Source organism: Arthrobacter sp. S41 (assembly GCF_004320535.1).
Lineage (GTDB): Bacteria > Actinomycetota > Actinomycetes > Actinomycetales > Micrococcaceae > Glutamicibacter.
In genome coordinates, this window is sequence record NZ_SIHY01000001.1 from 734,441 (window position 1) to 757,998 (window position 23,558).

At 54.2% G+C, this 23,558-nt stretch carries 24 protein-coding genes; 9 read left to right on the plus strand and 15 right to left on the minus strand.

The genetic code is table 11. The annotated features are described in order from the left end of the window. Positions 1-20: 20 nt before the first annotated feature. Complete coding sequence (locus EYR88_RS03380) at positions 21-1,703, plus strand: ATP-binding cassette domain-containing protein (RefSeq protein ID WP_131088321.1); 1,683 nt, start codon at positions 21-23, stop codon at positions 1,701-1,703. A gap of 112 nt (positions 1,704-1,815) precedes the next feature. Here EYR88_RS03380 and EYR88_RS03385 read toward each other — a convergent pair whose 3' ends face one another. Continuing rightward, positions 1,816-2,166: a winged helix-turn-helix transcriptional regulator gene (locus EYR88_RS03385; protein WP_131088322.1), complete on the minus strand. Its 351-nt coding sequence runs from the start codon at positions 2,164-2,166 to the stop codon at positions 1,816-1,818. Positions 2,167-2,282: 116 nt separating this feature from the next. Here EYR88_RS03385 and EYR88_RS03390 point away from each other — a divergent pair, with 116 nt between their 5' ends. Genes EYR88_RS03390 through EYR88_RS03405 form a run of 4 tightly spaced genes read left to right on the plus strand, consistent with a single transcriptional unit; the run spans position 2,283 to position 7,096 of the window. Further along, the gene (locus EYR88_RS03390) at positions 2,283-3,893 is read left to right on the plus strand and encodes an ABC transporter substrate-binding protein (RefSeq protein WP_242632440.1); all 1,611 of its coding nucleotides are present in this window, start codon (positions 2,283-2,285) and stop codon (positions 3,891-3,893) included. A gap of 2 nt (positions 3,894-3,895) precedes the next feature. Next, entirely contained in the window at positions 3,896-4,876 is a 981-nt protein-coding gene (locus EYR88_RS03395) for an ABC transporter permease (RefSeq protein WP_131088324.1), read from the plus strand. Continuing rightward, the gene (locus tag EYR88_RS03400; protein ID WP_131088325.1) at positions 4,869-6,422 is read left to right on the plus strand and encodes an ABC transporter permease subunit; all 1,554 of its coding nucleotides are present in this window, start codon (positions 4,869-4,871) and stop codon (positions 6,420-6,422) included. The genes EYR88_RS03395 and EYR88_RS03400 overlap by 8 nt, the downstream gene beginning before the upstream one ends. Then, complete coding sequence (locus EYR88_RS03405) at positions 6,419-7,096, plus strand: ATP-binding cassette domain-containing protein (protein WP_131088326.1); 678 nt, start codon at positions 6,419-6,421, stop codon at positions 7,094-7,096. The genes EYR88_RS03400 and EYR88_RS03405 overlap by 4 nt, the downstream gene beginning before the upstream one ends. A 4-nt stretch (positions 7,097-7,100) precedes the next feature. On the opposite strand, the gene EYR88_RS03410 is transcribed toward EYR88_RS03405, so the two are convergent. The 8 genes from EYR88_RS03410 to EYR88_RS03445 all read right to left on the minus strand — a co-directional run bounded on the left by EYR88_RS03410 (position 7,101) and on the right by EYR88_RS03445 (position 14,246). Next, positions 7,101-7,943, minus strand: coding sequence for an urease accessory protein UreD (locus EYR88_RS03410; RefSeq protein ID WP_242632441.1), 843 nt, complete (start codon positions 7,941-7,943; stop codon positions 7,101-7,103). Further along, positions 7,943-8,554, minus strand: coding sequence for an urease accessory protein UreG (gene ureG / locus EYR88_RS03415; protein WP_131088327.1), 612 nt, complete (start codon positions 8,552-8,554; stop codon positions 7,943-7,945). The genes EYR88_RS03410 and ureG overlap by 1 nt, the downstream gene beginning before the upstream one ends. Positions 8,555-8,607: 53 nt before the next feature. After that, positions 8,608-9,303, minus strand: a complete 696-nt coding sequence (locus tag EYR88_RS03420; RefSeq protein ID WP_131088328.1) for an urease accessory protein UreF — start codon at positions 9,301-9,303, stop codon at positions 8,608-8,610. Then, positions 9,284-9,757, minus strand: coding sequence for an urease accessory protein UreE (ureE, locus tag EYR88_RS03425; protein WP_131088329.1), 474 nt, complete (start codon positions 9,755-9,757; stop codon positions 9,284-9,286). The genes EYR88_RS03420 and ureE overlap by 20 nt, the downstream gene beginning before the upstream one ends. A gap of 37 nt (positions 9,758-9,794) precedes the next feature. After that, positions 9,795-11,507, minus strand: a complete 1,713-nt coding sequence (gene ureC, locus EYR88_RS03430; RefSeq protein ID WP_131088330.1) for an urease subunit alpha — start codon at positions 11,505-11,507, stop codon at positions 9,795-9,797. A 2-nt stretch (positions 11,508-11,509) separates the two neighbouring features. Further along, complete coding sequence (locus tag EYR88_RS03435) at positions 11,510-11,872, minus strand: urease subunit beta (protein ID WP_131088331.1); 363 nt, start codon at positions 11,870-11,872, stop codon at positions 11,510-11,512. 26 nt (positions 11,873-11,898) lie between these two features. Then, complete coding sequence (locus tag EYR88_RS03440; protein WP_131088332.1) at positions 11,899-12,201, minus strand: urease subunit gamma; 303 nt, start codon at positions 12,199-12,201, stop codon at positions 11,899-11,901. Between the two features lie 320 nt (positions 12,202-12,521). Then, positions 12,522-14,246, minus strand: a complete 1,725-nt coding sequence (locus EYR88_RS03445) for an FAD-binding protein (protein ID WP_131088333.1) — start codon at positions 14,244-14,246, stop codon at positions 12,522-12,524. Positions 14,247-14,323: 77 nt separating this feature from the next. Between EYR88_RS03445 and EYR88_RS03450 the strand changes: the two genes are divergently transcribed. Further along, positions 14,324-15,241 (plus strand): LysR family transcriptional regulator, encoded by a 918-nt coding sequence (locus tag EYR88_RS03450; RefSeq protein ID WP_131088334.1) that lies wholly within the window; start codon positions 14,324-14,326, stop codon positions 15,239-15,241. Here EYR88_RS03450 and EYR88_RS03455 read toward each other — a convergent pair. The 3 genes from EYR88_RS03455 to EYR88_RS03465 form a co-directional block, all read right to left on the minus strand. Beyond that, positions 15,234-15,869 (minus strand): pentapeptide repeat-containing protein, encoded by a 636-nt coding sequence (locus EYR88_RS03455; protein WP_131088335.1) that lies wholly within the window; start codon positions 15,867-15,869, stop codon positions 15,234-15,236. The two genes, EYR88_RS03450 and EYR88_RS03455, sit on opposite strands and share 8 nt — an antisense overlap. 24 nt (positions 15,870-15,893) lie before the next feature. After that, positions 15,894-16,769, minus strand: a complete 876-nt coding sequence (locus tag EYR88_RS03460; RefSeq protein WP_131088336.1) for a VOC family protein — start codon at positions 16,767-16,769, stop codon at positions 15,894-15,896. Positions 16,770-16,832: 63 nt separating this feature from the next. Further along, entirely contained in the window at positions 16,833-17,681 is an 849-nt protein-coding gene (locus tag EYR88_RS03465; protein WP_131088337.1) for an SDR family NAD(P)-dependent oxidoreductase, read from the minus strand. Between the two features lie 136 nt (positions 17,682-17,817). Between EYR88_RS03465 and EYR88_RS03470 the strand changes: the two genes are divergently transcribed. From EYR88_RS03470 to EYR88_RS03480, 3 genes are all read left to right on the plus strand, one after another. Then, positions 17,818-18,324 (plus strand): Lrp/AsnC family transcriptional regulator, encoded by a 507-nt coding sequence (locus EYR88_RS03470; RefSeq protein WP_131088338.1) that lies wholly within the window; start codon positions 17,818-17,820, stop codon positions 18,322-18,324. Positions 18,325-18,536: 212 nt separating this feature from the next. After that, positions 18,537-19,610, plus strand: coding sequence for a histidinol-phosphate transaminase (gene hisC / locus EYR88_RS03475; protein WP_131088339.1), 1,074 nt, complete (start codon positions 18,537-18,539; stop codon positions 19,608-19,610). Beyond that, complete coding sequence (locus tag EYR88_RS03480; protein WP_131088340.1) at positions 19,607-20,992, plus strand: amino acid permease; 1,386 nt, start codon at positions 19,607-19,609, stop codon at positions 20,990-20,992. Before hisC ends, EYR88_RS03480 begins: the two co-directional genes overlap by 4 nt. A 50-nt stretch (positions 20,993-21,042) precedes the next feature. Here the strand turns inward: EYR88_RS03480 and EYR88_RS03485 are convergent, their stop codons facing one another. From EYR88_RS03485 to EYR88_RS03495, 3 genes are read right to left on the minus strand one after another with little or no spacing between them, the layout of a single operon-like run. Continuing rightward, complete coding sequence (locus EYR88_RS03485) at positions 21,043-21,723, minus strand: DNA alkylation repair protein (RefSeq protein WP_131088341.1); 681 nt, start codon at positions 21,721-21,723, stop codon at positions 21,043-21,045. A gap of 24 nt (positions 21,724-21,747) precedes the next feature. Continuing rightward, positions 21,748-22,365, minus strand: a complete 618-nt coding sequence (locus EYR88_RS03490; protein WP_131088342.1) for a GyrI-like domain-containing protein — start codon at positions 22,363-22,365, stop codon at positions 21,748-21,750. A gap of 28 nt (positions 22,366-22,393) precedes the next feature. Next, positions 22,394-23,485 carry a magnesium and cobalt transport protein CorA gene (locus EYR88_RS03495; protein ID WP_131088343.1) on the minus strand — a complete coding sequence of 364 codons (1,092 nt, stop codon included), beginning with the start codon at positions 23,483-23,485 and terminating at the stop codon, positions 22,394-22,396. Between the last annotated feature and the right edge of the window lie 73 nt (positions 23,486-23,558).

Genomic DNA, 23,558 nt, shown 5'->3' on the forward strand with positions numbered 1-23,558 from the left:
CGCTCGGATAGGATGGCTTGGTGGCTCATATCGACGTTACTGACATCCAATACTTCCTCTCCGACGGCACCCAATTGCTGGGCGGCGTCACCTTCAAGGTCTCAGCTGGCACCAAGACCGCACTGATTGGCCCCAACGGTACCGGCAAGACGACCTTATTTAAGATCATTGCCGGTGACCTCAAAGCCGATGAAGGAACCATCAACCGCACCGGAACGCTGGGCATCATGCGCCAGTTTGTTGGCCAAGTCCGGGATGAAACAACCGTCAAAGAATTGTTGCTTTCCACCGCCGCCCCAGCACTTGCTCAGGCCGCACAGAAAGTCGCAAAATACGAAACGCTGATGCTCACCAGCGAGGACGAAAAAGTCCACATGCGTTACGCCGAAGCCATTATTGAATGGGGCGACGCCGGTGGTTACGAGCTAGAAACCACGTGGGACAAGGTCTGCATGGCAGCCCTTGGTGTGGAATTTGATGCCGCTTCCAGTAGGCTCGCCCGCACACTTTCGGGCGGCGAGCAAAAGCGTTTGGTTCTCGAAGCGCTCTTTGAAGGTAACGACGAACTGCTTCTGCTGGACGAGCCAGATAACTATCTTGATGTTCCGGGTAAACGCTGGCTTGAAGAGAAGATGCTCAACTCGCCAAAGACGGTACTTTTTATTAGCCACGACCGCGAGCTACTGAATAACGCTGCCACCCGTATCGTCACACTTGAGCCAGGCCATGGCGGAGCTACCGCTTGGATTCATGGCGGTGCCTTCGGCAGCTACATTCAGGCACGCCAAGAGCGCAACGAGCGGTTTGAGGAACTACGCAAACGCTGGGATGAAGAGCATGCCAAGCTCAAGGAACTGGTCAATATGTATAAGACCAAAGCCGCCTTCCGCTCGGACATGGCCAACCGCTACCATGCGGCAACCACTCGTTTGGAGAAGTTCCTAGAAGCTGGCCCTCCACAGGCAATCCCCCTGGAACAAAACGTGCAGATGCGCCTGAAGGGCGGGCGAACCGCAAAACGTGCCGTAGTAGCCGAAAAGCTTGAACTCTCCGGTCTAATGAAGGCTTTCTCAACAGAAATTTGGTTCGGTGACCGAGTCGGCGTTCTAGGTTCCAACGGATCAGGTAAGTCCCATTTCCTGCGCTTACTAGCCACCGGTGGCAGTGATCCAGAACGTGAGCATCTTCCCGTCTCAGATGTGGTGATTGCCGAGGTTCAGCATGAAGGTACGGTCAAGCTCGGGGCTCGAATCCGCCCGGGGTACTTTGCCCAAACGCACACGCGACCAGATCTTTTTGGTAGGACCCTTCTGGAAATCTTGCACCGAGGCGACGAACACCGCTCAGGCATGGCACGCGAAGCCGCATCCGGCGCGTTGGACGGGTACGGGTTGGCCGGTCAATCGGAACAGAAATTTGAGTCTCTCTCCGGTGGCCAGCAGGCTCGATTCCAGATCTTGTTATTGCAACTTTCTGGTGCCACACTGCTGCTTCTTGATGAGCCAACCGATAACCTCGACCTGCATTCGGGTGAAGCTTTGGAACGGGCCATTAACGCTTTTGAAGGAACCGTTCTTGCTGTCACGCACGACCGCTGGTTTGCCCGCGGCTTTGATCGATTCTTGGTCTTTGGCTCAGACGGAAATGTGTATGAGTCTGCTGAACCAGTGTGGGATGAACAGCGTGTAGTACGCAAACGTTAAGAACCACAGACATAAAACAGCCGGTGAGTTTGGTTGCTTTCGTAAAGACGAAATCAACTAAGCTCACCGGCTGTCTTCATTCACGCGCTTACCGGCATGTTACTGAAAGACGCTAAACCTGATGTTCGGGATGCAATTTCGAATGCGGCGCTTCAAGCTGATGTAAGAGTTGATGGATTCCGGGATGAATCAGCTGCCACCTACGGTATTTGCCGTCACGTTGCACCTGCACCACTTCAGCGCGGTGCAAAGTAGCCAGTGCCTGGGTGACCGTGTTGGCCGAAAGTTGCGTCGCCTCGGCTAGCTGGCTAACCGACGAACCCGGCGCTGCGTGCATGGCGATAAGTATCCTGATACGCGTTTCGTCGGCACATAAAGAAAAAACTTCGATCCATTCCGGAATCGTCTGATGCACCTTCGCGAGCGCGTCAGAGCCAATTCTTTCTAATTCTTCTTCAGCCACGGTTCACCATCGTTTCAAAGGGCGCTACGACTCCGAGTAACACAGACATCTGTCCAGCTGAACACATGTATTCTGAGATCATCAAACACCCTTTTGCTTGGAAAGGACCTGTGCCCGTGCGCAAGCCCGTGTCCCGCGCCGTAGCGATTCTGCTTCCCATCGTAATTGCATGCACCGGCTGCCAAGCAATTACTTCTGATGCATCGGTGAAACCAACGGTAAATTTGCTCACTCCAGCACTACCGGACTCACTGAATCCACTGGCAGGTTTTGATAACAATGGCGTGGGAAAAATCAACGAATCCTTATTCACTCTAGAGGGCGAATCTGACACGCTGCCGCAAATCGTTCCGCTCTTGGCCCAGAAAGATCCTAAGATTTCCGCCGACGGATTAACTTGGGATATTACGCTACGAAATGGCATCAACTTCAGCGATGGGACAACGCTGGATCCAGCCGACGTCGTCGCTAGTTATCAGGCAATCAAAGACCCACGCACTGCCTCTCCCCTAGCGAGCACGCTGGAAAATCTTGCAACGGTCAAAACCCATGGCAAAGACGGTGTGCGCTTCACCCTCCATGAACCGCAAGTCTCGTTTAAGACTTCCTTGCTCGTCGGTATTGCCCCTTCTGAACTGATCCATGAAGGTACACCAATCAGTGAGTCTTCACTGAACCGATCGCCAGTAGGCACCGGTCCCTATGTGCTCGATCATTTCGACAGCTCGTCACTCACCTTGAGCGCCAATAAGAATTACCGTGACGGACCGCCGGACGTTCAAAAAGTTTCTTACACTCAGTCGGAAGACGACAACGCTCGAACTCAAGCGATGGCTAGTTCCGATTTCACTGGCACCGTTTTACCTCCTCGCCTCGCAGCCAGCTTTGCCCAACGTGAAGGATACGAAGTCGTTACTGCCTCCAGCGCTGACTGGCGCGGCATCTCGCTCCCGGCCGATCACCCGTTTACCAAGGATCCAAAGGTTCGCCTAGCCCTGAACCTGGCGATCAACAGGGAAGAAATGATCTCCGGTGTATTGGCGGGGGCAGGCCGCCCTGCCTACACCTTTGTGCCACCGGAATATGGGCAGTTCTACAATTCCAAGGCAGTCTTCACCCGTGACCCGCGGCGAGCCGAAGAACTACTAGATGATGCCGGCTGGGTCTCGAACAAAGATGGCATACGGAACAAAAATGGGCAACGGGCCGAATTCACCTTGCTCTACAATCCTGGCGACACATTACGCAGAGACCTATCTTTGGCGCTGGCTTCCCAACTCGAAAAGTTTGGCATCAAGATTTCAGTCCAGCCAGCGACTTTTGACCAGGCTGAACCACGCGTGGGTACAGATTCCATCATGCTCGGCGGCGGAGACACTCCATACGACGTAGATACGCAGCTCTACAAAATGCTGCACTCCAGCTATCCCGAGGCCGGAGCGTACTACGACAATCCGACTCACTTCTCAAATGCAAAAATGGATCAGGCGCTTCATCAAGGACGTACCAGCACTGATCCAAAAACCCGCGCTACAGCGTACAAAGACGTTCAGGATCTTTACGTTAAAGATCCTTCAATGCTCCTGATCGCTTTCATTGATCACAGCTATGTACAGCGCAGCGACGTCCACAATACGTGGAACACCACCGGCACACTTCTTGAACCGCATGAGCACGGCACCGCATGGGGACCTTGGGCCAAAATCGGCGCGTGGAGCAAAAAATGACGATGACGACTCATTCAAGTCGGTGGGCTCTAGCTGGCAAGCTGGTTCTGCGACGCCTGCTCGTAGCCCTTCCGGTCACAGCCGGGCTAACCGCCGTGGTCTTCGCGCTAGCAAGCATTGCACCGTTTAATCCTTTGGCAACTTACCTTGGCTCCAGCTATGCGCATACCGACCCCGAACTGCGTGAACAGCTTCGAGACGAACTAGGATTCAACAAGCCTTGGCTTCAAGTCTGGACTCACTGGATCACGCATGCGATCCGCGGTGACTTTGGCATTTCCATCACGGCCTCTCGGCCGGTAGGCCAGGTGCTACTTGAACGCATTCCTTACACGTTGCTTCTTACCGGCACCGGCCTGATCCTAGCAATCCTCTTATCCCTGATTTTGGCTTTGGCAGCCGCTTGTTATCGCAACCAACTAATTGATCGTTTGGTTCAGGCCATCGGGCAGCTGGCGCAGTCGGTTCCAGTATTTGTTCTGGCGCTGGTAGCCATCGCCGTATTTGCTTTGCCGCTAGGCTGGCCCACCTCAGGTGTAGCGGCAGCAGGCATGACCCCGACGCCCGCATCGATACTGTCGCACTTATTCCTGCCGGCAGTCATTCTGGCCATTAGCTTGTTGCCCTGGCTGCTTTTAAACTTGCGCACTTCGCTGCTGGAAGCAGTGGATTCTGATTCGGTCTTAGCTGCCCGCGGTCGAGGTGCAAAACAGGTGTTACTTGCCGAAGCCTTGCCCCAAGCGCTACTTCCTTTTATTACGGTCATTGGTGCTCGTCTAGGCGAATTGATCACTGGCGCCCTACTAATTGAAACCATCTTTTCCTGGCCAGGTATCGCCTCAGCAGTTGTTGGTTCAGCCATAGCAGGAGACTTCGCTCTGCTGGCAGCGGTCACTGCTTGTTCTGCACTGGCGGTCTTTGCAGGCAATGCCCTAGCCGATGCCGCATACCTACTAGCGGATGCCCGGGTGAACAATGACTAAGTCCAGTTACTCCTGGTTTGTAGCAATCATTGGGGCTGCGCTGCTGACATACGCGCTGTTGGTTCCGGCACTGAATCCCGCAGCGGTAAATACAGTGAATCTCGCCTCGGTGTATCAGCCCCCAAGCCCCAGTCATTGGTTTGGTACAGACCAACTTGGACGCGACCTCTGGTCCCGCACAGCCGCTGCATTGCGCGTCTCGCTGGTGATGGCCATCGGCGCTGCAGTTTTCTCGACGCTTTTGGGGATTCTTGCTGCGGTAGTGGCGGTCACCTCCGGTAAATGGGCCGACCGAATCATCACGCGGCTCATTGATGTACTCAATGCGATTCCGCACCTTTTACTTTCCGTAGTCATTTTGGCCTTGTGGCCAGGGCAGATCTGGGCCATTGTGCTGTCCATTGCACTCACCCATTGGACTCAAACCGCCAGGCTACTGCGTGCCAAGCTCCTCTCGGAGCGCGAACGTGGATTTGTGCAGCTGAGTCTGTCAACAGGTGCACGGCCACTAGCCTTGTGGCGAACTCACCTCATCCCGGCCGTGCTACCGCAGGCCACAATCGCTTTCGCCCTTCAGATACCGCACGCCATGTGGCATGAGTCCGCACTGTCGTTTCTCGGCGTGGGGCTACCTGCACAGTCAGCTTCATTGGGGCTGCTACTCGAAGACGCCCGCAGCGGGATTCTCTCCGGCGCGTGGTGGCTGCTCGTATTCCCGTCCATAGCGTTGATCCTGGCCAGTTGGACGGCCACGACCGGATCGCATCATCTCCACGAACCAAAACAGGGTGCTCGCCACAAGGCACCGGCGGCATTATCAAACGAATCATCCGGGCAATTCCAAAAGCAGATATCCGCGCCCGGGCTACAAATCACGGCGTCGGTTACAGCCGGAACAAGTCATCTAGTGCATTCGGCTTCGCTCTGTGCCTCCCCCGGAACTATCCATGCGCTCACCGGAGAATCAGGGGCCGGAAAAACCGTGTTCTTGCGAGCCATCGCAGGACTACTTCCCGAAAATTTGGAGGCTAGTTCCAGGCTGACCTTCCACGGAAAATCGTACAAAAATGCCGCCGAAGGAAAGCTCCTCGGTAAAGAACTGGTATTCATTCCCGGCTCGGCGGCCACCGCCCTCAATCCAGTACGTACGCTGCGTTCGGCGCTCAAACGAACTTTCCGTCAGCAGTTACGCCCAACCAGCAATCCTGACCTCATTGGGTACTGGCAAGGATTCGGATTAGAGCCACACCTACTAGATCTGTATCCGCACCAACTATCCGGTGGACAGGCTCAACGTGCGGTTCTGGCTCTCGGACTGGTCTCAGAGCCGAAATGCATCTTGCTCGATGAACCAACCAGCGCACTGGATAACACGACCCGAACGATTGTGGCTGACATTCTGCGCGGCGCAGCTCAACGGGGCGCGATCGTCCTCATCGTTACCCACGACCATGATCTGGCCGAAAACATGGCTGATGTTGTGCACGTGATGGATCACGGGCAACTCGTCACCATCCAGGCCGACAGTGTAGGAGCAAAGCGTTGAGCCTGACTCTTGAAAAGGTAACTGTAAGTCGTGGCGGACAAATGATCTTGTCGTCAGCGTCACTGACTGTGGCCGCCGGAGAAGTCGTTGGAATTACGGCGCCTTCTGGGGCGGGCAAAACGACAATGCTGTCCGTGGCCTCTCTACTGCACTTGCCGGACTCGGGAAACGTTGTGATCAGCGGAACGGTGGTCTCGGCAGGAACCAACAAATCGAAAATCCCTGCAAGACTGCGCCAGAACATCGGTTTGCTCCCCCAAAATCCTAGGAATTATGCAGATCCTCGCCTGAGCTTGGCCGAAACGATCTGTACACCTTTGTCTTTCCGGGACGGCCGGTCGAGACCTAATCAAAAGCGCTATCGAGACCATATACTCCAACTTTGTGCCGAGGCCCAACTACCCGAAACCCTTTTGGAACGGCGTCCGGCGGAAGTCTCGGATGGTCAGTTGCAAAGAGCACTGCTGGCACGAGCGATCAGTTTAGATCCAAAGGTGTTGCTCTGTGATGAGCCGACGTCCGCCTTAGACCCAAAAACGACAGGTGCCGTTTTTGAGGTCCTGCGTGCCCGAGCGTCGAGGGGTGCCGCAGTCATCATCGCGTCGCATGACCTTAGTTCACTTGCCAATACCTGCGATGAGGTTCTGGCCCTAGATCAATTACAACGACGATAAGGACTCAGTACTTACGCAGTTGTACAGCTGCCTGACCGCGCAAACGCTGACGCAACTCGTTGACGATACTCATCAACACTGCGGTGGCACCTTCAGTTGATGTGCCCAAGGTTCGTACCGACAGCCCTGAGGTAGCAGTCTCGGAAACCCCAACATGCACGGGCTCACTTTGTTTCTCAGCAACCTCGTAGGCAACGTCTCTCAAGGATTCAACCATCTGAGAATCGATCCGTGAATCCACCGCCAGAAGCATTCCCACATGGGTGTACTCCTGCAAATACAGGAGCGACTCTACGGCTTGGGCTCCCGGTTCTACCAATAGATTGTCGAGTACTGCCAGCTCACCGTCCACATGAATTTCAGTGCGCAAACGGATTCGATCATAACGAAATAACTGTCCGTCAGGGCTCCAGCCAGGCGTAATTACTTCGAAGATGACCAGTGAACTGGAGCTGTCCATCTTCACGACGGTTTCTTGCCGATAACTTGCATCTTGATAAGCGATGAGCTGATCGGGCAAATACTCTAGGACTGCGTCTTGCTCTAGCTCAACGCTCATACGTGAGAGCGCTTCGCCCTGTGGCGTGCGGTAGATCTTTGTTGCAGACTGCGTAGTTAATAGAAGGCTGGCCGAAGCCGCAACCTGCACGTCAACGCCGTACGTATCGGCGCCAAGATACCCGCCTCCGGGATTAACTACGGTGTAGCAGACCTGCGGGGTGCTATCGAGATAGTGGGGTCGCAAAACCCGCAGGGCACCTTGATGAAACTGGCTGGTGGCGACGTCCTTACCCGCCCTGCGCTCAATACGCAGCGCCAGTTCACCGGTGAGTCGAGACTGGTCCACTAGGCAAGATCCGTCATCAAAACGTCGCGCTTGAGCCAAGTGATGACCTCTTCGAGTCCGTCATCCGTCTTCAGATTAGTGAAGCAGAACGGCTTGTGGCCTCGAAATTGCTTGGAATCAGATTCCATAATCGACAAGTCTGCTCCAACGTAAGGGGCCAAGTCTGTCTTATTAATGATGAAAAGATCCGACTTGATCATGCCCTGGCCTGCCTTGCGGGGAATCTTCTCCCCCTGGGCCACGTCGATGATGTAAATAGAAAAATCAACCAACTCTGGCGAGAACGTGGCTGAAAGGTTATCGCCACCAGACTCAACGAAGATGACCTGCAAGTCCTCATGCTTTGCTTTCAGGTCTTCAATGGCCGCTTCGTTCATCGAAGTGTCTTCACGGATAGCGGTGTGTGGGCAACCGCCAGTTTCAATCCCAACAATTCGGTCCAACGGCAGCACTCCGTTGGCTGCCAGAATTTTTGCGTCCTCGATGGTGTAGATGTCGTTGGTGATCGCCGCCATCGAGATCTCCCCGTCAAGTGCACGGGTGATGCGTTCAATTAGTTGGGTCTTTCCGGCGCCCACGGGGCCTCCGATACCAATACGAATCGGTTCCATAAGTGTGTTCCTCAAATTAGTTCGGACCGCGTCAACGGTCTTTGGCAGATGTTTTAAGACATGAACATGCGTGCGCGCTGGTGCTCATGTCGCATCTGTGCGATCTCGAGTCCCGGTGCGGCCACACCCAAATCTTGGTCATCCAGGGTGAAGATTTTGGTAACTGTTTCACCAACGGCTTCGTGCATCGAACGGATCACCCGTTGCCCGGCATCTTGCCCCAGCGGAATGGCACGAATTGCGTTCTGTGTCAGGCTTATCGCTGTCGAAAACAAGTAGCTGCTCAGCGCATCCGCCAGCGGTGCTCCGGCTCCGCGAGCGGCCAACGCAAAAGCGATGGCCGGATGCCCTACGCACCGCCCCGAACGTATCGCTTGTTCATAGCTTCGCAGCTCAGGCACCTCAAATCCTGCCAAGGATACGGCCAACATCCGCCCACCCATTTTTTGAGCCGCCAGACGTAGCTGCTTAGGCAGTGCCGAAGCATGGATCATTGAGTCCAGCGCAATAATGCGTTCCTTATCTTCAGCTTCGAAAGCAAAGCGAAGTAGCAAGCCATCTGTATAGGCCAACGATTGCGCTAGAAACTGCCGAAGCCACAGGGCAAAACTATGTTCATCCTGAACCTGACCTGATTCCAAATAGGATTCCATTCCAAACGAGTGACTGAAGGCGCCCGTGGGAAGAGCAGAATCCGAAAGCTGCAATAAGGTCAGCAGATGCCCAGAGCTAGTGGGTGTGTTCTGCATGTCGGAAAGGAACAGGCATAACACGTTCCTGACGTTCGTATGGAGCGTGGTGATGCTTCAAGAAGTCCTCAACAGTATGGTCGTATTGCACCACCATCACCTCAGCCGTGTACTCCGATTCAATATCGAAGAATTGTGCCTGCAGGTGACGATTGCCCAGTGAATGAGCGATGAAAGCCATCTCGTAGATTGATTGTGGAGCGATAACCAAAACGTCTGTAGGCAAGACAGAAATGGTGATGAGCTCGGAATCTGAAATCATCAAGATATCACCGTCTTTCAAATCCGGTCCCGGCGCTAGCCGAAGCCCTAGTTCTCGCCCATGGTCAGTGCTAACCCGTTGGATTCGTTTGACCAGATCCGCACTGGGCAGAACCACCTTCTCGTGATGCCTGTCGGCAAGCAGATCGGCGGATTCCTCATGGATGTTTCCCACGAGTTTTTCAATAATCATTGTGCTCCTTCTCAAAAACTTTCATGCGATAGCTCTGCTAGAACAGGAAATACCGTTGAGTCATCGGCAGTTCCTTGGACGGTTCGCAGGTGGCCAGTTCACCATCAACAAAAACCTCATAGGTTTGAGCATCAACCTTGATCTCTGGGGTCTGCCCGTTGTGCTTCAGATCAGCCTTGGTGAGGTTGCGGATGCCGTGGCAAGGTCGAATGATCTTGCGAAGTCCCAACTGCTCCGGGACCCCGTCATCAATGGCCGCCTGGGACATGAAGGTGATGGAGCTGGAATGAACTGCCGAACCCATAGCACCAAAGCTAGGGCGGAGCGTGCGCGGCTGTGGGGTTGGAATCGAAGCATTTGAATCGCCCATAATCGATTGCACGACCATGCCACCCTTGATCACCAGGTCTGGTTTCACACCGAAAAACGCAGGATCCCACAGCACCAGGTCAGCGAACTTTCCTTCTTCAACGCTACCGATGGAATCTGAAATTCCTTGCGCAATTGCAGGATTGATCGTGTACTTGGCAACGTAGCGCTTCAGCCGCGCATTGTCGCCAATCTCTGGATCCCCGGCTAATTTACCGCGCTGGCGTTTCATGGAATCCGCTACCTGCCAGGTACGTAGCACCACTTCGCCCACGCGGCCCATGGCCTGCGAGTCTGAGGAAGTAATGGAAAATACTCCCATGTCGTGCAGGACGTCCTCGGCAGCAATCGTTTCAGGACGAATGCGTGAATCGGCGAAGGCGACATCCTCGGGTATATCGGGATTTAAGTGGTGACACACCATGAGCATGTCCAGGTGCTCATCAACCGTATTGGTTGTATACGGCAGCGTGGGATTGGTCGAAGCAGGGATGACGTTGGACAGGCCAGCCATGCGAATGATGTCCGGAGCATGACCACCTCCGGCGCCTTCGGTATGGAAGGTATGAATAACGCGCCCAGCGATCGCCTCAATGGTGTCTTCGACAAAGCCACATTCGTTCAACGTATCGGTGTGAATCGCGACTTGAACGTCATATTCATCGGCTACCTTCAGCGATGTGTCGATGGAGGATGTAGTTGCGCCCCAATCCTCGTGGATCTTCAGCCCAATGGCTCCGGCTCGAATCTGTTCGACTAGAGGTGCCGTATCGCTGGCGTGCCCTTTACCCAAAAATCCGATGTTGACCGGAAGGTTTTCCACTGCCTGCAACATCCGTGCGATATTCCACGAACCAGGGGTCAGACTGGTCGCCTTGGTTCCTTCAGCTGGTCCAGTACCGCCACCGATCATAGTGGTGGTGCCATTGGCTAAAGCCGCTTCTACCTGACCCGGAGAAATGAAGTGAATATGGGTGTCGATGGCTCCGGCCGTCAGTATCTTGTGTTCACCGGCAATGATCTCGGTTGCGGCACCAATAGTGATGTCGACGCCGTCAGAGATATCTGGGTTGCCAGCCTTTCCGATTTTGAAGATGCGTCCATCGCGCAAAGCTACGTCTGCTTTGTAGATACCGCTGTAATCCAGAACCACGACGTTGGTGATCACGGTATCGGGAATGTTTTGATCTCGGGTTAGGCGACCATTTTGTCCCATGCCGTCACGAATGACTTTTCCCCCACCGAAGACAACTTCTTCTCCGTAGGTTGTGTAGTCCTTTTCGATTTCTAGAAGCAGTTCCGTGTCAGCCAGGCGAATTGCGTCACCGGTGGTTGGGCCATACATTTCCGAGTACTGCTTGCGGGTCATTTCGAAGCCCATGATTACAGCTCCTGCTCATTCTGCGATGCTTCGTTGGCTGTGATCTGATCGGCGGTATTCTCTAGTGGACCGCCAACCGCATTTCGGAATCCGTGAACCTCTCGTGCTCCGGAATATTCGACTAACCTAACGCTGCGTGCGTCCCCTGGTTCGAACCTCACCGCTGTTCCGGCGGGTATGTCGAGGCGGAATCCGCGAGCGGAATCACGGTCAAATTCAAGCTTTGGGTTGACTTCAGCGAAGTGAAAATGGGAGCCCACTTGCACCGGGCGGTCGCCACGGTTCACGAGATTAATCGTTCGGGTCTTCTGCGTCTGGTTGCAAGCTATCGGCTCGTCGCGAAGTACGTATTCTCCGGGAATCATGATCAGTGCCTTTCTAACCGTCGATGCTAACGGATGGGATTATGGACCGTAACGAGCTTGGTGCCGTCAGGAAAAGTTGCTTCGACCTGAACGTCATGCATCATTTCGGCGATTCCTTCCATCACGTCCTCACGTCGAAGGATCGTGGTTCCGTAGCTCATCAGGTCCGCCACGGTGCGACCGTCACGGGCGCCTTCCATCAGCTCATAGGTGATGATGGCCGTAGCTTCTGGATAGTTGAGCTTCAGTCCGCGTCCTTGACGCCTGCGCGCCAGGTCCGCGGCGACAACGATCATGAGCTTTTCGTGCTCGCGCGGCGTTAGATGCATCGACAGATTCCCCATTCAACAGTTGCTCTGAGCTTTTCGTACTCTGACCGATAAACGGCCGCGAAACACTCATAGACAAAATTCATTGTCCCTAGACAATCTTGATTTTACCCATCGACCGCGTCGGCTCCCCCACGTGTCTATTTCTATGAAGTTAAGACTTCATTACGGCTGTTGCCTTTCCAGGTCAGTAGCGGTTCAAAGAAGGAGAATTACTATCAAATGAACGCAGTCTGCTCCCCGGAACGCCACTGGCAAGTTACGCCATTTTATTCGTTCCGAGGAGCAGGAGCATGTCGATTTCTCGCGTCCAATAAGACCTATTCGACCAGCTTGCCGATTTGCGAGACTTCGGTGATCAGTTTTTCGATCTCTTCAGGCACTGCAGGAATCGCTTCACGAACAATTCCCTCTGGCGACCACACCAGATTCACTTGCAACCTTGGATCCGTCATTGGGTAATCACTACGGTTATGACAACCGCGTGTCTCTTTGCGTTCCACGGCGGATTCCAATGTTGCCCTGGCAGCTAGAACAGAAGACTTGAGATCAAAGGCATGACAGAGGTCTTGGTAGCCAGCGATGTCCGGATGAATACCAATGTTTTGCATTCTCTCTTCGATCTCCGCCAGTTTCTCCAGTCCGCGATTTAGGCTCTCTTCGTTGCGAACGACCCCGGCATGTTCGGTCATGACATCCCGAATTGCTCGTTGCAAGGAACGAACGTTTTCCTCACCGTCGGCGTTCACTAGCGAATCCACAGTGCTGCGTGCCTTGTTTATGGCTTCATGCGACCGATGGTGCACCGACAGTGAGCGTGAATAATCGGAAGCTTCCTGCCCAACGATTCGGCCGAATACAAGCAACTCAATTAATGAGTTGCCGCCAAGGCGGTTGGCTCCGTGGAGTCCGGATGAGGCTTCTCCGATGGCGTACAGTCCTGGAACCTCACTGGCATGAGTCAACGGATCAACCCACACCCCTCCCATCGAATAATGGGCTGTCGGTGCAATCTCAATTTTTTCTCGGGTGATATCGAGCATCTGTTCTTCAAGCATGGTCTGATAGACCCGTGGAAGTCGCGACATGATGGTTTCGCGTGGCAGGTGAGAGACATCAAGCCATACACCGCCCTTGTCCGTTCCGCGTCCTTCGCTGATTTCCGTATAGGCGGCCAACGCAACTCGGTCGCGGGTGGACAGTTCCATGCGTTCGGAATCGTAGCGTTTCATAAAGCGCTCGCCCAAGGCGTTGGTGAGGATTCCGCCCTCGCCTCGGGCTGCTTCAGAGATCAATGTTCCAGCGACGGATTCGGGTTCGATAATGCCTGAGGGGTGGAATTGCACCAGCTCGGCATCGCGCAGACGGGCGCCGGCCTCTACGGCAAGACGGAAGGAATCTCCGGTGTTTTCATCTCGCCGTGAACTACTGCGACGCCAGATGCGGTTGTGTCCTCCGGCGGCCAAGATGACTGCGTCGGCTTGAATCAGGTAGCCCGTACCATCGTTGACGTCGAAGCCGTACGCTCCAAAAATCACGCCGTCGGCGACCAAGAGTTCGGTGACGTAGACCGAGTCCAGAATCGGGATCTGCAATTGTTCGGCACGCTTGATGAGTGTGCGTTGAATTTCTAGTCCGGTGTAGTCTCCGGCGAACGCGGTGCGACGGAATTTGTGGGCTCCGAAGAATCGTTGTGAAATTCGGCCGTCGTGTTCCCGTGCAAAGTTCATGCCGTAGCGTTCAAGGTCCTCGATGCCACGGGTTGCGCCTTGAGCCACGACCTGCACGGTCCGCGGATCCGCCAGGTAGTAGCTTTCCTTGATGGTGTCCGCAGCGTGTTGCTGCCAGCTGTCTTCTTCATCCATGGTTCCGAGTGCGGCGTTGATGCCGCCGGCGGCGAGTGAGGTGTGAGCGTCATTCTTTGGACGCTTTCCCATGGCGAGGACGTCGGTGCCCAGTTCGGCCAGTTCGATCGCGGCTCTTAGTCCTGAACCACCGGTGCCGATGACGAGGACTGAAGTTGATATTTGCTTTTCTGTTCTCATATTTCTCAGCTTCGACCTTTGCCGAGAATACGTCCAATGAATAATAATCATGCTTTCAATAGCGATAGGCTATGCATATGAATTTAGAGCAATTACGAGGCTTCGTCACCATCAGCGAGGTGGGGCACTTCACACGCGCTGCCGAGCTTTTGCACCTGACTCAGCCTTCGTTGAGCCGCCAAGTTTCGACGTTGGAGCAGGAGCTAGGGTCAGAACTGTTCCACCGTGCTAGGGGAAACATTTCACTCACCTCTGCTGGCCAAGCGCTGCTTCCTCGCGCGCGGCGCATGCTTGCCGATGAAGAATCTATCCGAAGCGAGATGGCCGACCTCGCGGGCTTACGTAGAGGTCGGGTGCGTCTGGGTGCGCCGCCAACACTTTGTGTGTCAGTGGTGGCCCAGGCTCTCGGTACGTTCCATGATCGATACCCTGGGGTGCAATTACAGATATCGGAGGCCGGGTCACGAGAGTTACTAGATCAGCTCAACGGCGGCCTGTTGGATCTGGCCCTGATCGTCACTTCAGAGCACTCGATCAACGGAAGTAACTTGGACAGCTTGGCATTATTCAAAGAAGAACTAGTGGTTGTTGATTCAACGACAAATCCGCATTTGCCGGAACTCGAAGAACTAGATTTACGCGCGTTAGCCCCTGTTCCACAGATCGCGTTCTCGCGCAGCTACGATCTTCGAGCTAGCACCGTGCGCACCTATAGAGACGCAGGCCTTCATCCAAATGTCGTTGTTGAAGGCGGGGAAATGGATGCCGTATTGCGGTTCGTAAAGCAGGGACTAGGCGTTGCGGTGGTCCCCGCGACCGTTGCACTTGAATCGTCAGGGCTGCGCACCATTGCGTTGCGCGCGCCGCAGTTGTCACGAACCGTTGGACTGGCACATCGTAAAGATGTCGCCTTGACCAGGGCCGCAACGGCTATGCAAGACTTACTTGCAGATACGGCCAAGGAATTATCAGAGCGCCACGAACAAATTACTTAGCTAGCTTGATCCCCAAGTGCGAGGCCATTTGTTCGGCCAGCATAGAAAGTTGCATTGTGCTGATCTGCGCGCCGCGGAGCCCCTCGAGTCCATCAACAAAGCCGAAATCCAATCCTTGAAAATCAACCTCGCGAAGCGTCGCCTGAGAACTCGACAGCTGCCCAGCGCGGCTATCCACGAATGACATGCGCTGAATCTTTGCTCCTTGCAGGTCCAGCTCATCAAACTGACAATTGCGAAACTGAACATCGCGAGCGTTCACTCCACGCAAATTCAACCAACCAAATTTGCAGTTATCAAAAACCACGGAATCAAATTCGGCGTCCGCAAAGTCAGCTGATCCAAACCGTGAATATCCAACTCGTACGTCATTGAAGTACGTTCCGGCGGCCTGCATGACTGGTGAGTCGATCTGTCTCAATTCGCACTGGATCAACCGAGCGTTGCTGATCTGTTCAAGTTGCAGCGAACTGATCAGGCATTCTTCTAGGCGCGCTTCACGGGCCTGCAGCGGTTCTACAAGCCTGTCAAAGTGGAGAAGTTCTAGGTACTCGCCGCCATCTAAATCACCGCTGTATCCGGTCGCCAGCTGGGGCAGTGTAAACGGTCTGATTTTCGGCGCGTGCATCAACTCTCCTCTTTTTGACCAACTTTAGAACTCGTCGATCACCAGCTTCTTCATCCCAAGCATATGCTGGAAAGCATCTGGTCGTTTCATCAATTCGTCCATGTTGGCAGGGACGATTTGCCAGCTAACGCCGAATTTGTCGCTGAGCCAACCGCAGGCTTCCGCCTCTGGAACGGCGGATAATGCATCCCAGAGTCGATCAATCTCTGCCTGACCTTCACAATCCCATTGCAGAGAAACACCGGGGGTAAAGGTGAAGGGTTGACTCACCCCTGAATCCATTGCTGAGAGAACATCCTCACCCAACGAAAATTGGGAAAACATGATTGATTCGGCATGTACTACTTCATTGGCCTGCCCATACGGCACTTGCATATGGACCTTTGCCCCGAAGACGTCTGAGTAGAATTCCAAGGCCTCCGCTGCACGATTCTGTGCCTGGCCGCAGAACATAAGGCTTGGCAATACCTGGGCACCGGGCTGAATCTCTTGGGCTGATTCCATCAGTTGCCACGACACACCAAAACGGTCAGTGACCCATCCATAGTGCTCGCTGAAAGGATACTGCTGCAGTGGCATCATGACCTGGCCACCATCGCTGAGCGCCGCCCATGTACTGTCCAGCAACTCTCGTTCCGAGGCCCGGAAATTGAGAATAATCGAAATCGAAGGATTCGGGTCAAACTCATTTCCGGCATTAATGAGGGTAATTTTCGTGCCCCGAACCCACACGGAGACCGTCAGCGCCTCTCCCGCAAAGGGTTTCTGAAAGTCCAACAGCCCCTCGGTGGGATATCGGGATTCCACCTCAGATCTAGCTTCGGGCAACGCAGCTGCGTAGAAATCTCCGGCTTCCTCAGCGTTTCCTTGCATCCATAGATTTACCGTCAGATTTTGCATTGCGTCCCCTATCCCTCGCTGTCATTCCAAGTTACGAACTCGCTTCCATTATTGGAAGAGCAATCAGCGATTTTTCAGATCAGTAGTCTCTCGATCACGACCCTTGAACTCGTCCATTGAGTTATAGACGCCAATGACGTTCTCAGCCACGTAGTCCCAGGCGACGCGAGGCAAGACACCGCGTAGGAACTGACCCAGCCTGCTGGTCCACGGTAGGAGCACCAATGGGGTACCTGAGAGCATGGCTTTCCATGCACGCTCAACGACCTGCTCTGGTCGCAAGATTGGGGTGAGCAACATGGGTTTCGCTCCCACAAACATCCCCGTTGAAACGTAGGTGGGACAGATGGTCGTGACTGCAATCTCTGGATCGCTTTCAAGCTCCAGCCTCAACGAGTCGCTCCATGCCAAAGCTGCCGACTTTGAGGCGCAGTAGACACTCATATTCGGGTTGGACACCAGCCCTGCTGCAGAAGCCATCGTCAGAATGCGTCCGGTGCCCCGTTGCGTCAGTTGAGACAACAACTCGTGAGTGATGTACATCGGAGCCAAGGTATTGATTTGAATCGTGGTGGTGATCTGCTCGGTGCGGTGTTGTTCAAATGGAGATCCAGTAACAACGCCCGCGTTATTGATCAGAATGTCCACACCGCCGGAGCTGATGGCCTGGGCTGCAGCACTCTCGATTTGATCCAGCTGAGCCAAGTCAACCACTTGAGCGTCTACATTAACTTCGAGTAACCGGAGTTCTGCAGCTACCTCTTCTAAGCCTGCCTCATTAACGTCCCAGATGATCACTCGGGATGCGCCTTCGAGAGCAGCCTTACGGGCAAACAATCGTCCCATCCCGCTAGCCGCTCCAGTGACCAATACCTGTTTCCCTGCGACTGATTCCAATGCTGGCTTTGACATGGTTACCCTCCCGTAGATCCTTTCTTGGGCTCAGCATATCCTGTGACGCGGGTTACAACCACGCACATCCTGAGTCAGACAATCGCGTTTGCCAGTTAGCCTTGAAATATCAAAAACACACCCCGGAGGGACTATCGTGCGCATTGACCGCCTAGACGCGGACCTTATTGAGTTACTGACCGAATCACCGATGCTGCCGGTCATGGAATGCGCACGGCGCCTTGGTGTTGCCCGAGGGACAGTAAGTAGTCGGTTGACCCGGCTACACGATGCCGGTGTGATCCAAGGAATTATCCCTCGCATTGAACCTGCGGGATTCGGCTACTCTTTGGTGGCGTTCTGCCAAGTAGAAATTATTCAGCGATACGGGCATGGTCCGGTCGCTTCGGCCCTAGAAGAGTCCATCCCCGAGATCGTAGATATGTACACGGTCACCGGAACCTCGGATCTGCAATTACGTGTAGTTGCACGCACGGCTGAAGACCTGCAAGAAATTTTTGACAGGATCAACCGCGTGCCCGGTGTGGCAAGGACCTCATCCTCATTTGCCCTGCATGAACATTTTCAAGGGCGCACGCTTCCATTAGTCTCCGCTTGCGCTAGGGCCGAGGCCGAGACGGAAAAGGCTAAGCAGAATGACTAGTAAAATAGTCAGGTGGGCAATGACCACTATGCAGCCTGCATAGGTACTCAGACTCCGATTGCACGGTTCAATCGTTCAACCTACAGTCATTGCTTGTGAATCGCGACACGCGAGAATATGAGCGAGACCACTGCAAGGAGTGTCGTTGCAAGGGTCTTGCTGTTTGAACGATTGCCAGCCTCAAGTTGTTTTGGCAATCAGAGAGGAAACTCATGACCCTTCACCAGCGCCCCTCCTTGCAGAAAGTACCCGCTTACAAGCAGGGTAAGCCCGCACCCGCTGGAGCTTCTAAACTCTCCTCCAACGAATCCCCGCACAGCCCACTTCCCTCTGTGCTCTCCAGCATCCAGGAGGGGCTGGCAACTATCCATCGTTACCCGAGCATTGCAGCTCCACAGCTCACCAATGCACTCAGCGACCAATTCGATATCGCCCCTGAGCACATCACCCTCGGGGCAGGTTCAGTTGAAGTCGCGGCCCAGATCATTCATGCCGTCGCCGCAGAAGGTGACGAAGTCATGTACGCCTGGCGTTCGTTCGAGGCCTACCCATCACTGGTCCGAATTGCTGGCGCCACTCCGGTTGAAGTCCCCCTCGACAGCGAATCACGTCACGATCTGCCGGCCATGCTCAACGCGATTACCGAAAAAACACGCCTCATTTTTATCTGCAATCCCAACAACCCGACTGGAACGGTTGTTCAGGCCCAGGCACTCGATGATTTCATCAATGCTGTGCCACGCGATGTCCTTGTCGTAGTCGACGAAGCCTACGTGCATTTTGACCGTTCCACCGTACGCGCTGATGGACTTGCCCTCTTCCGCAAGTACCCACACGTGGCCGTACTCCATACGTTCTCCAAGGCTTACGGACTTGCCGGCCTGCGAATCGGCTATGCAATCAGCCCTTTGAAAGTAGCAGAAAACTTGCGTAAAGTCGCAGTGCCCTTCGGTGTCTCTGACCTAGCACAGCGTGCCGCAGTAGCTTCCCTAGCTGCCATCGATGAGCTCTCCGTACGCATCGAAGAGGTCGTGACTCAGCGCGAACGCATGTATGAGGCTCTAGCGGCCGCTGGATACCCAGTTGTGAAGTCGCAGGCAAACTTCGTTTGGGTTGATGCCGGTGAGCAAACCATCGAGTTGGAAGCCCAGCTTGCTTCCGGCGGAGTCATTGTCCGCGCATTCGCCGGTGATGGACTACGTATTTCCTCCGGCACCGAAGAAGATGTCAATCGTGTGCTGGCAGCTTTGCCAGCAATCAAACCCGCAGAGGCGGCCACCGCATGACCGCAATAAAAACTCCGACTTCCCAGCTCCACTCTTCGCTGACTCAACGCCAGATTTCCATGATGGGTCTGGGCGGAGCTATCGGCGCTGGCCTTTTTGTTGGATCCGGCCAGGCGATCTCCATCGCAGGCCCGGCAGTATTGATTTCCTACTTGATCGCCGGGGCGGTCATCATCGTCATCATGGCGATGCTCGCCGAAATGGTTGCTGCACACCCATCCTCCGGCGCATTCAGTACCTTTGCCCACAGGGCCATGGGTCGAAGCGCCGGGAGCACCTTAGGCTGGCTGTACTGGATTCAGCTAGTCGTTGTGATCGCCGCCGAGGCTACCGGTGCAGCAGCCATCACGGCCACTTGGCTCCCTGCAGTCCCCCAATGGGCATGGGTGCTCGGCTTTGTAGTCATCCTGACCGCCGGGAACCTATTGGGTGTTCGGAACTATGGACGGTTCGAATACTGGTTTGCGGTCATTAAAGTTGCCGCGATTCTCGCGTTCTTGGTCTTCGGCGTCTTGGTTCTTACACGCGTTATCCCTACCGACGCATCCGTAGGATTTGGCAATCTTGCTGCTCACGGTGGATTCGCACCGGGCGGAATGCCCGGGATCGCTGCCGCACTGCTCATCGTGATCTTCTCCTTCGGTGGCACCGAAGTTGTTTCTATTGCCGCTGCTGAGTCGAGTGATCCTGCTGGCAACATCAAGCGAACTGTGAAGTCAGTGATGCTTCGCATCCTCTTCTTCTACCTCGGCTCGATCCTCATCATTGTGGCACTGCTGCCATGGAACGATCCGGCTATTGCCGACGGTCCTTTTGCTGCCGCTTTGGGTGTTATGAACGTCCCGGGTGTCGGACTACTGATGAACGCCGTGGTCGTCGTTGCATTGCTCTCGGCAATGAACGCCAATATCTACGGGGCTTCGCGCATGCTCTACTCGCTGGGTCAGCGCAAGTTGGCTCCACGAGCTGTCACCCACGTGACTGGCAAGGGCGTGCCATCCAAGGCCGTGCTCAGTTCGGTCACTTTCTCATTCCTCGCGGTGGGTCTGAATTGGATTTGGCCTGAGACCGTCATGCCTGTCCTGCTCAATGTAGTCGGGTCAACGATCATCATCATCTGGGCGTTTATCGCGGTAACTCAGTTGATCTTGCGACGCCGGGCAGATAGGAATGGCGAGAAATTGCCTTTGCGCCTGTGGGGTTTCCCAGCACTGAGCATCGCAACTCTGGTTGTTCTCGCGGTGATCGTAGTTATCGCCGTGACTGATCCTGCAGCACGCACCCAGTTGCTACTGACCGGTGGACTCACCGCAGCGATCTGGCTAGTTTCCAAACTAGTCTTACGTGAACAGTCCGACGAGTTGGTCAGCAACGAAAGTTAACGACTGCAGTCGAGATCGAAGCCTAGGTTCAATTCATCCGTGAATTGAACCTAGGCTTTTCTTTTCACCATTTCGTTGATCCAGATTGGAGCGAATGGTGAGGTGCACCCGGGTGACGTCGGATAATCCGCGAGTACCTGCAGTTTCTCGCCAATTGCCAAAGCCCTGGCACGAAGCGGGGCATGTTCAATTCCGATATTTGCCAAGGTATTGTTCATTGCCCACTGCAAGCGGTCCGGTGCCGTGACCATCCGTCGCTCGATGGCATCCAGCAGTTCTGGAAGATTAAGCTTGTCGGGGTCCTTGGCCACTTGGTGTGCTGTCAGCTCCCAACCTGCTGCTTCTAGGACTGGGTCTTGCTCGAGCATTAGCGCGCATCGAAGCTGTTCAAGGAGCTTAGTTTTTTTGACGATGTAGCTAAGGAACCAGCTCTGCACCTTAGGCGTGCTGGCTTGTTTGCTCCATTGAAGAAGCTGTTCAAGGGTGAAGCTACGTGGCTTAGCAATCAAGATGGCAACCAAAGAGCTTGCTGTGTCCTGCGTGTTCCAGAGTTGCTCGGCAAGTTCCTGATTAGACTTCAACGACTTCGCTAAAGCCCTCAACTTACTCAAGTTAACGCCAAAGTCATCGCCGTGGCGTTCGTTGATGGCCCTAGCTTTGGGGTCTTCCAGCTCGGCCAGCGCCTGCTGGACGTCCTTGACCAAACTGTCTGGTCCTAATTGCTGGCTCAATTTCTGCTCCACATCTAGTAGTTGCTAAAGCGATTGAACAGGTTGTCGAAGTATTGTTCTTAACTTCTCCGGGGTCACTCGTCTAGGATCTCCAAGATAGATTTCGTGATGTTTGCCGGTCATCTGCAATCCATGCTTTGGGATGAAATCCTCGTGCATGCTCTTGAGCACCGGTCCCTCGTCATCGTAAGCACCAACGTGCAAGGTCTGAACGCATTGACCTTCATCCAAGACTTCTATGCGCACCTTGTCGGCGGCAGGCAAGTTCTTGCTAGCTTGTGCGGCTTCTTTAGCTTGCAGCGCGTCACTGTCGTCTAACCACCGCGGAATCATCAACATCAGCGTCCAGTGCCACAAAGACTTATCCCTATGATCAGTGAAGCTAGTCAGATCATCGGCCCACCACAGCCCTTCAAGCGGTGGCATCACGTAATCCCTCCCGATCTGCTTACTCGCGAATTTCAGCTTGTAAGCAATTGGGTATAGCGACTCCACCGCCTGGGTATAGGCCGTGGATGTATTGGGATCTCCGGTTCCGTCAACCATCAGATAACGAGTGGGTTCAAGGGTTAGTACTTGAAATTCGGAAGTCTTCGCACGATAACCGGGGCTAACTTTTTTGAAATCAATCTTCTCGACCAATACTTCGCTCCCCTAGTTCCACGACTACTTAGAACCACTTACGCCATTTGAATACACCATATAGTGCTGCAGCAAATACGACCATGAACAGCACCGCACCGGGATACCCAAAGGACCAGTGAAGTTCCGGCATGTTATCGAAATTCATGCCATAGATGGCCGCGATCAGCGTCGGGGCGAAGAGAATTGCGGCCCAACCAGAGATCTTCTTCATGTCTTCGTTTTGCCGTTGGGCGACCAATGTGGCGTTCACGTTCAAAATCTGGGACAAGGCTTCTCGATACTCAAGCGCTTGGGTATTAGCGCGAGTTAGGTGGTCAGTGACGTCCTGTAGATAGGTTTGCAGCTCCTCAGGAACTGGATACTTACTGAACCCGTCGTCCAGTGAACGCACTACCTCAAGCAGGGACGCCGTGGAGTGCTGCATATCAACGACCTCTTGGCTTAGTCGATAGATGCGTTCGGTGACGGCTGCATCACCGCCGAACACCTGGCTTTCGATCTGTTCCTTATCAATGCCTAGTCCGCGAAGAACTGGAGCGTATCCGTCAACAATTTCATCCAATATCCGATAGAGCACAGCCTCCGCCCCTAGCCGCAGGAGCTTAGGGTCTTTGAGCAACATCTGATGTTGTTGAAGGTTTCCATTACTGATGGACTCAGCAAATTCGTGACCGTCGGTTCCATCAATCCAGCGGTGATCTTGGCAAAAGACCGCAACGGAGCCAGGCCTGACGAGAATATGGAACTCAGAAAGTTCAACTGTCTCGGCTTCATCAAGATACAGCGCGGAACGAACAACGATGAGGAGCACGTCGCCATAGCGTTCAAGCTTGGGGCGCTGCCGAGCATGCAAGAGGTCTTCAACGAGTACCGGATGCAGGTTCCAAGCCTCGGTCAGTTCTTGGATATCGGCTTCGTTCGGCGTTGGGTACAGCGAAAGAGCGATCCTGTTGTCACCAGTTTGGCTGAATTCAAGAGCTTGAGTTGCGGTGATGTCCGCTGGAGCCGTCTCCACAGCACCGTCATCAATGAATCGCACTCGCTTCAGGCTATGAGTCGATGCCTGGTTGTTGGCGGTGTATTTTGCTCGTGAGCTGCGTCGCTGAATTCGTGCCATGGTGCTCCTGGTTGAATGACTTTGTTCCAGTATCGCAAGGAGAATCAAAATAGTGGTGCACAAAGCTTTCGGC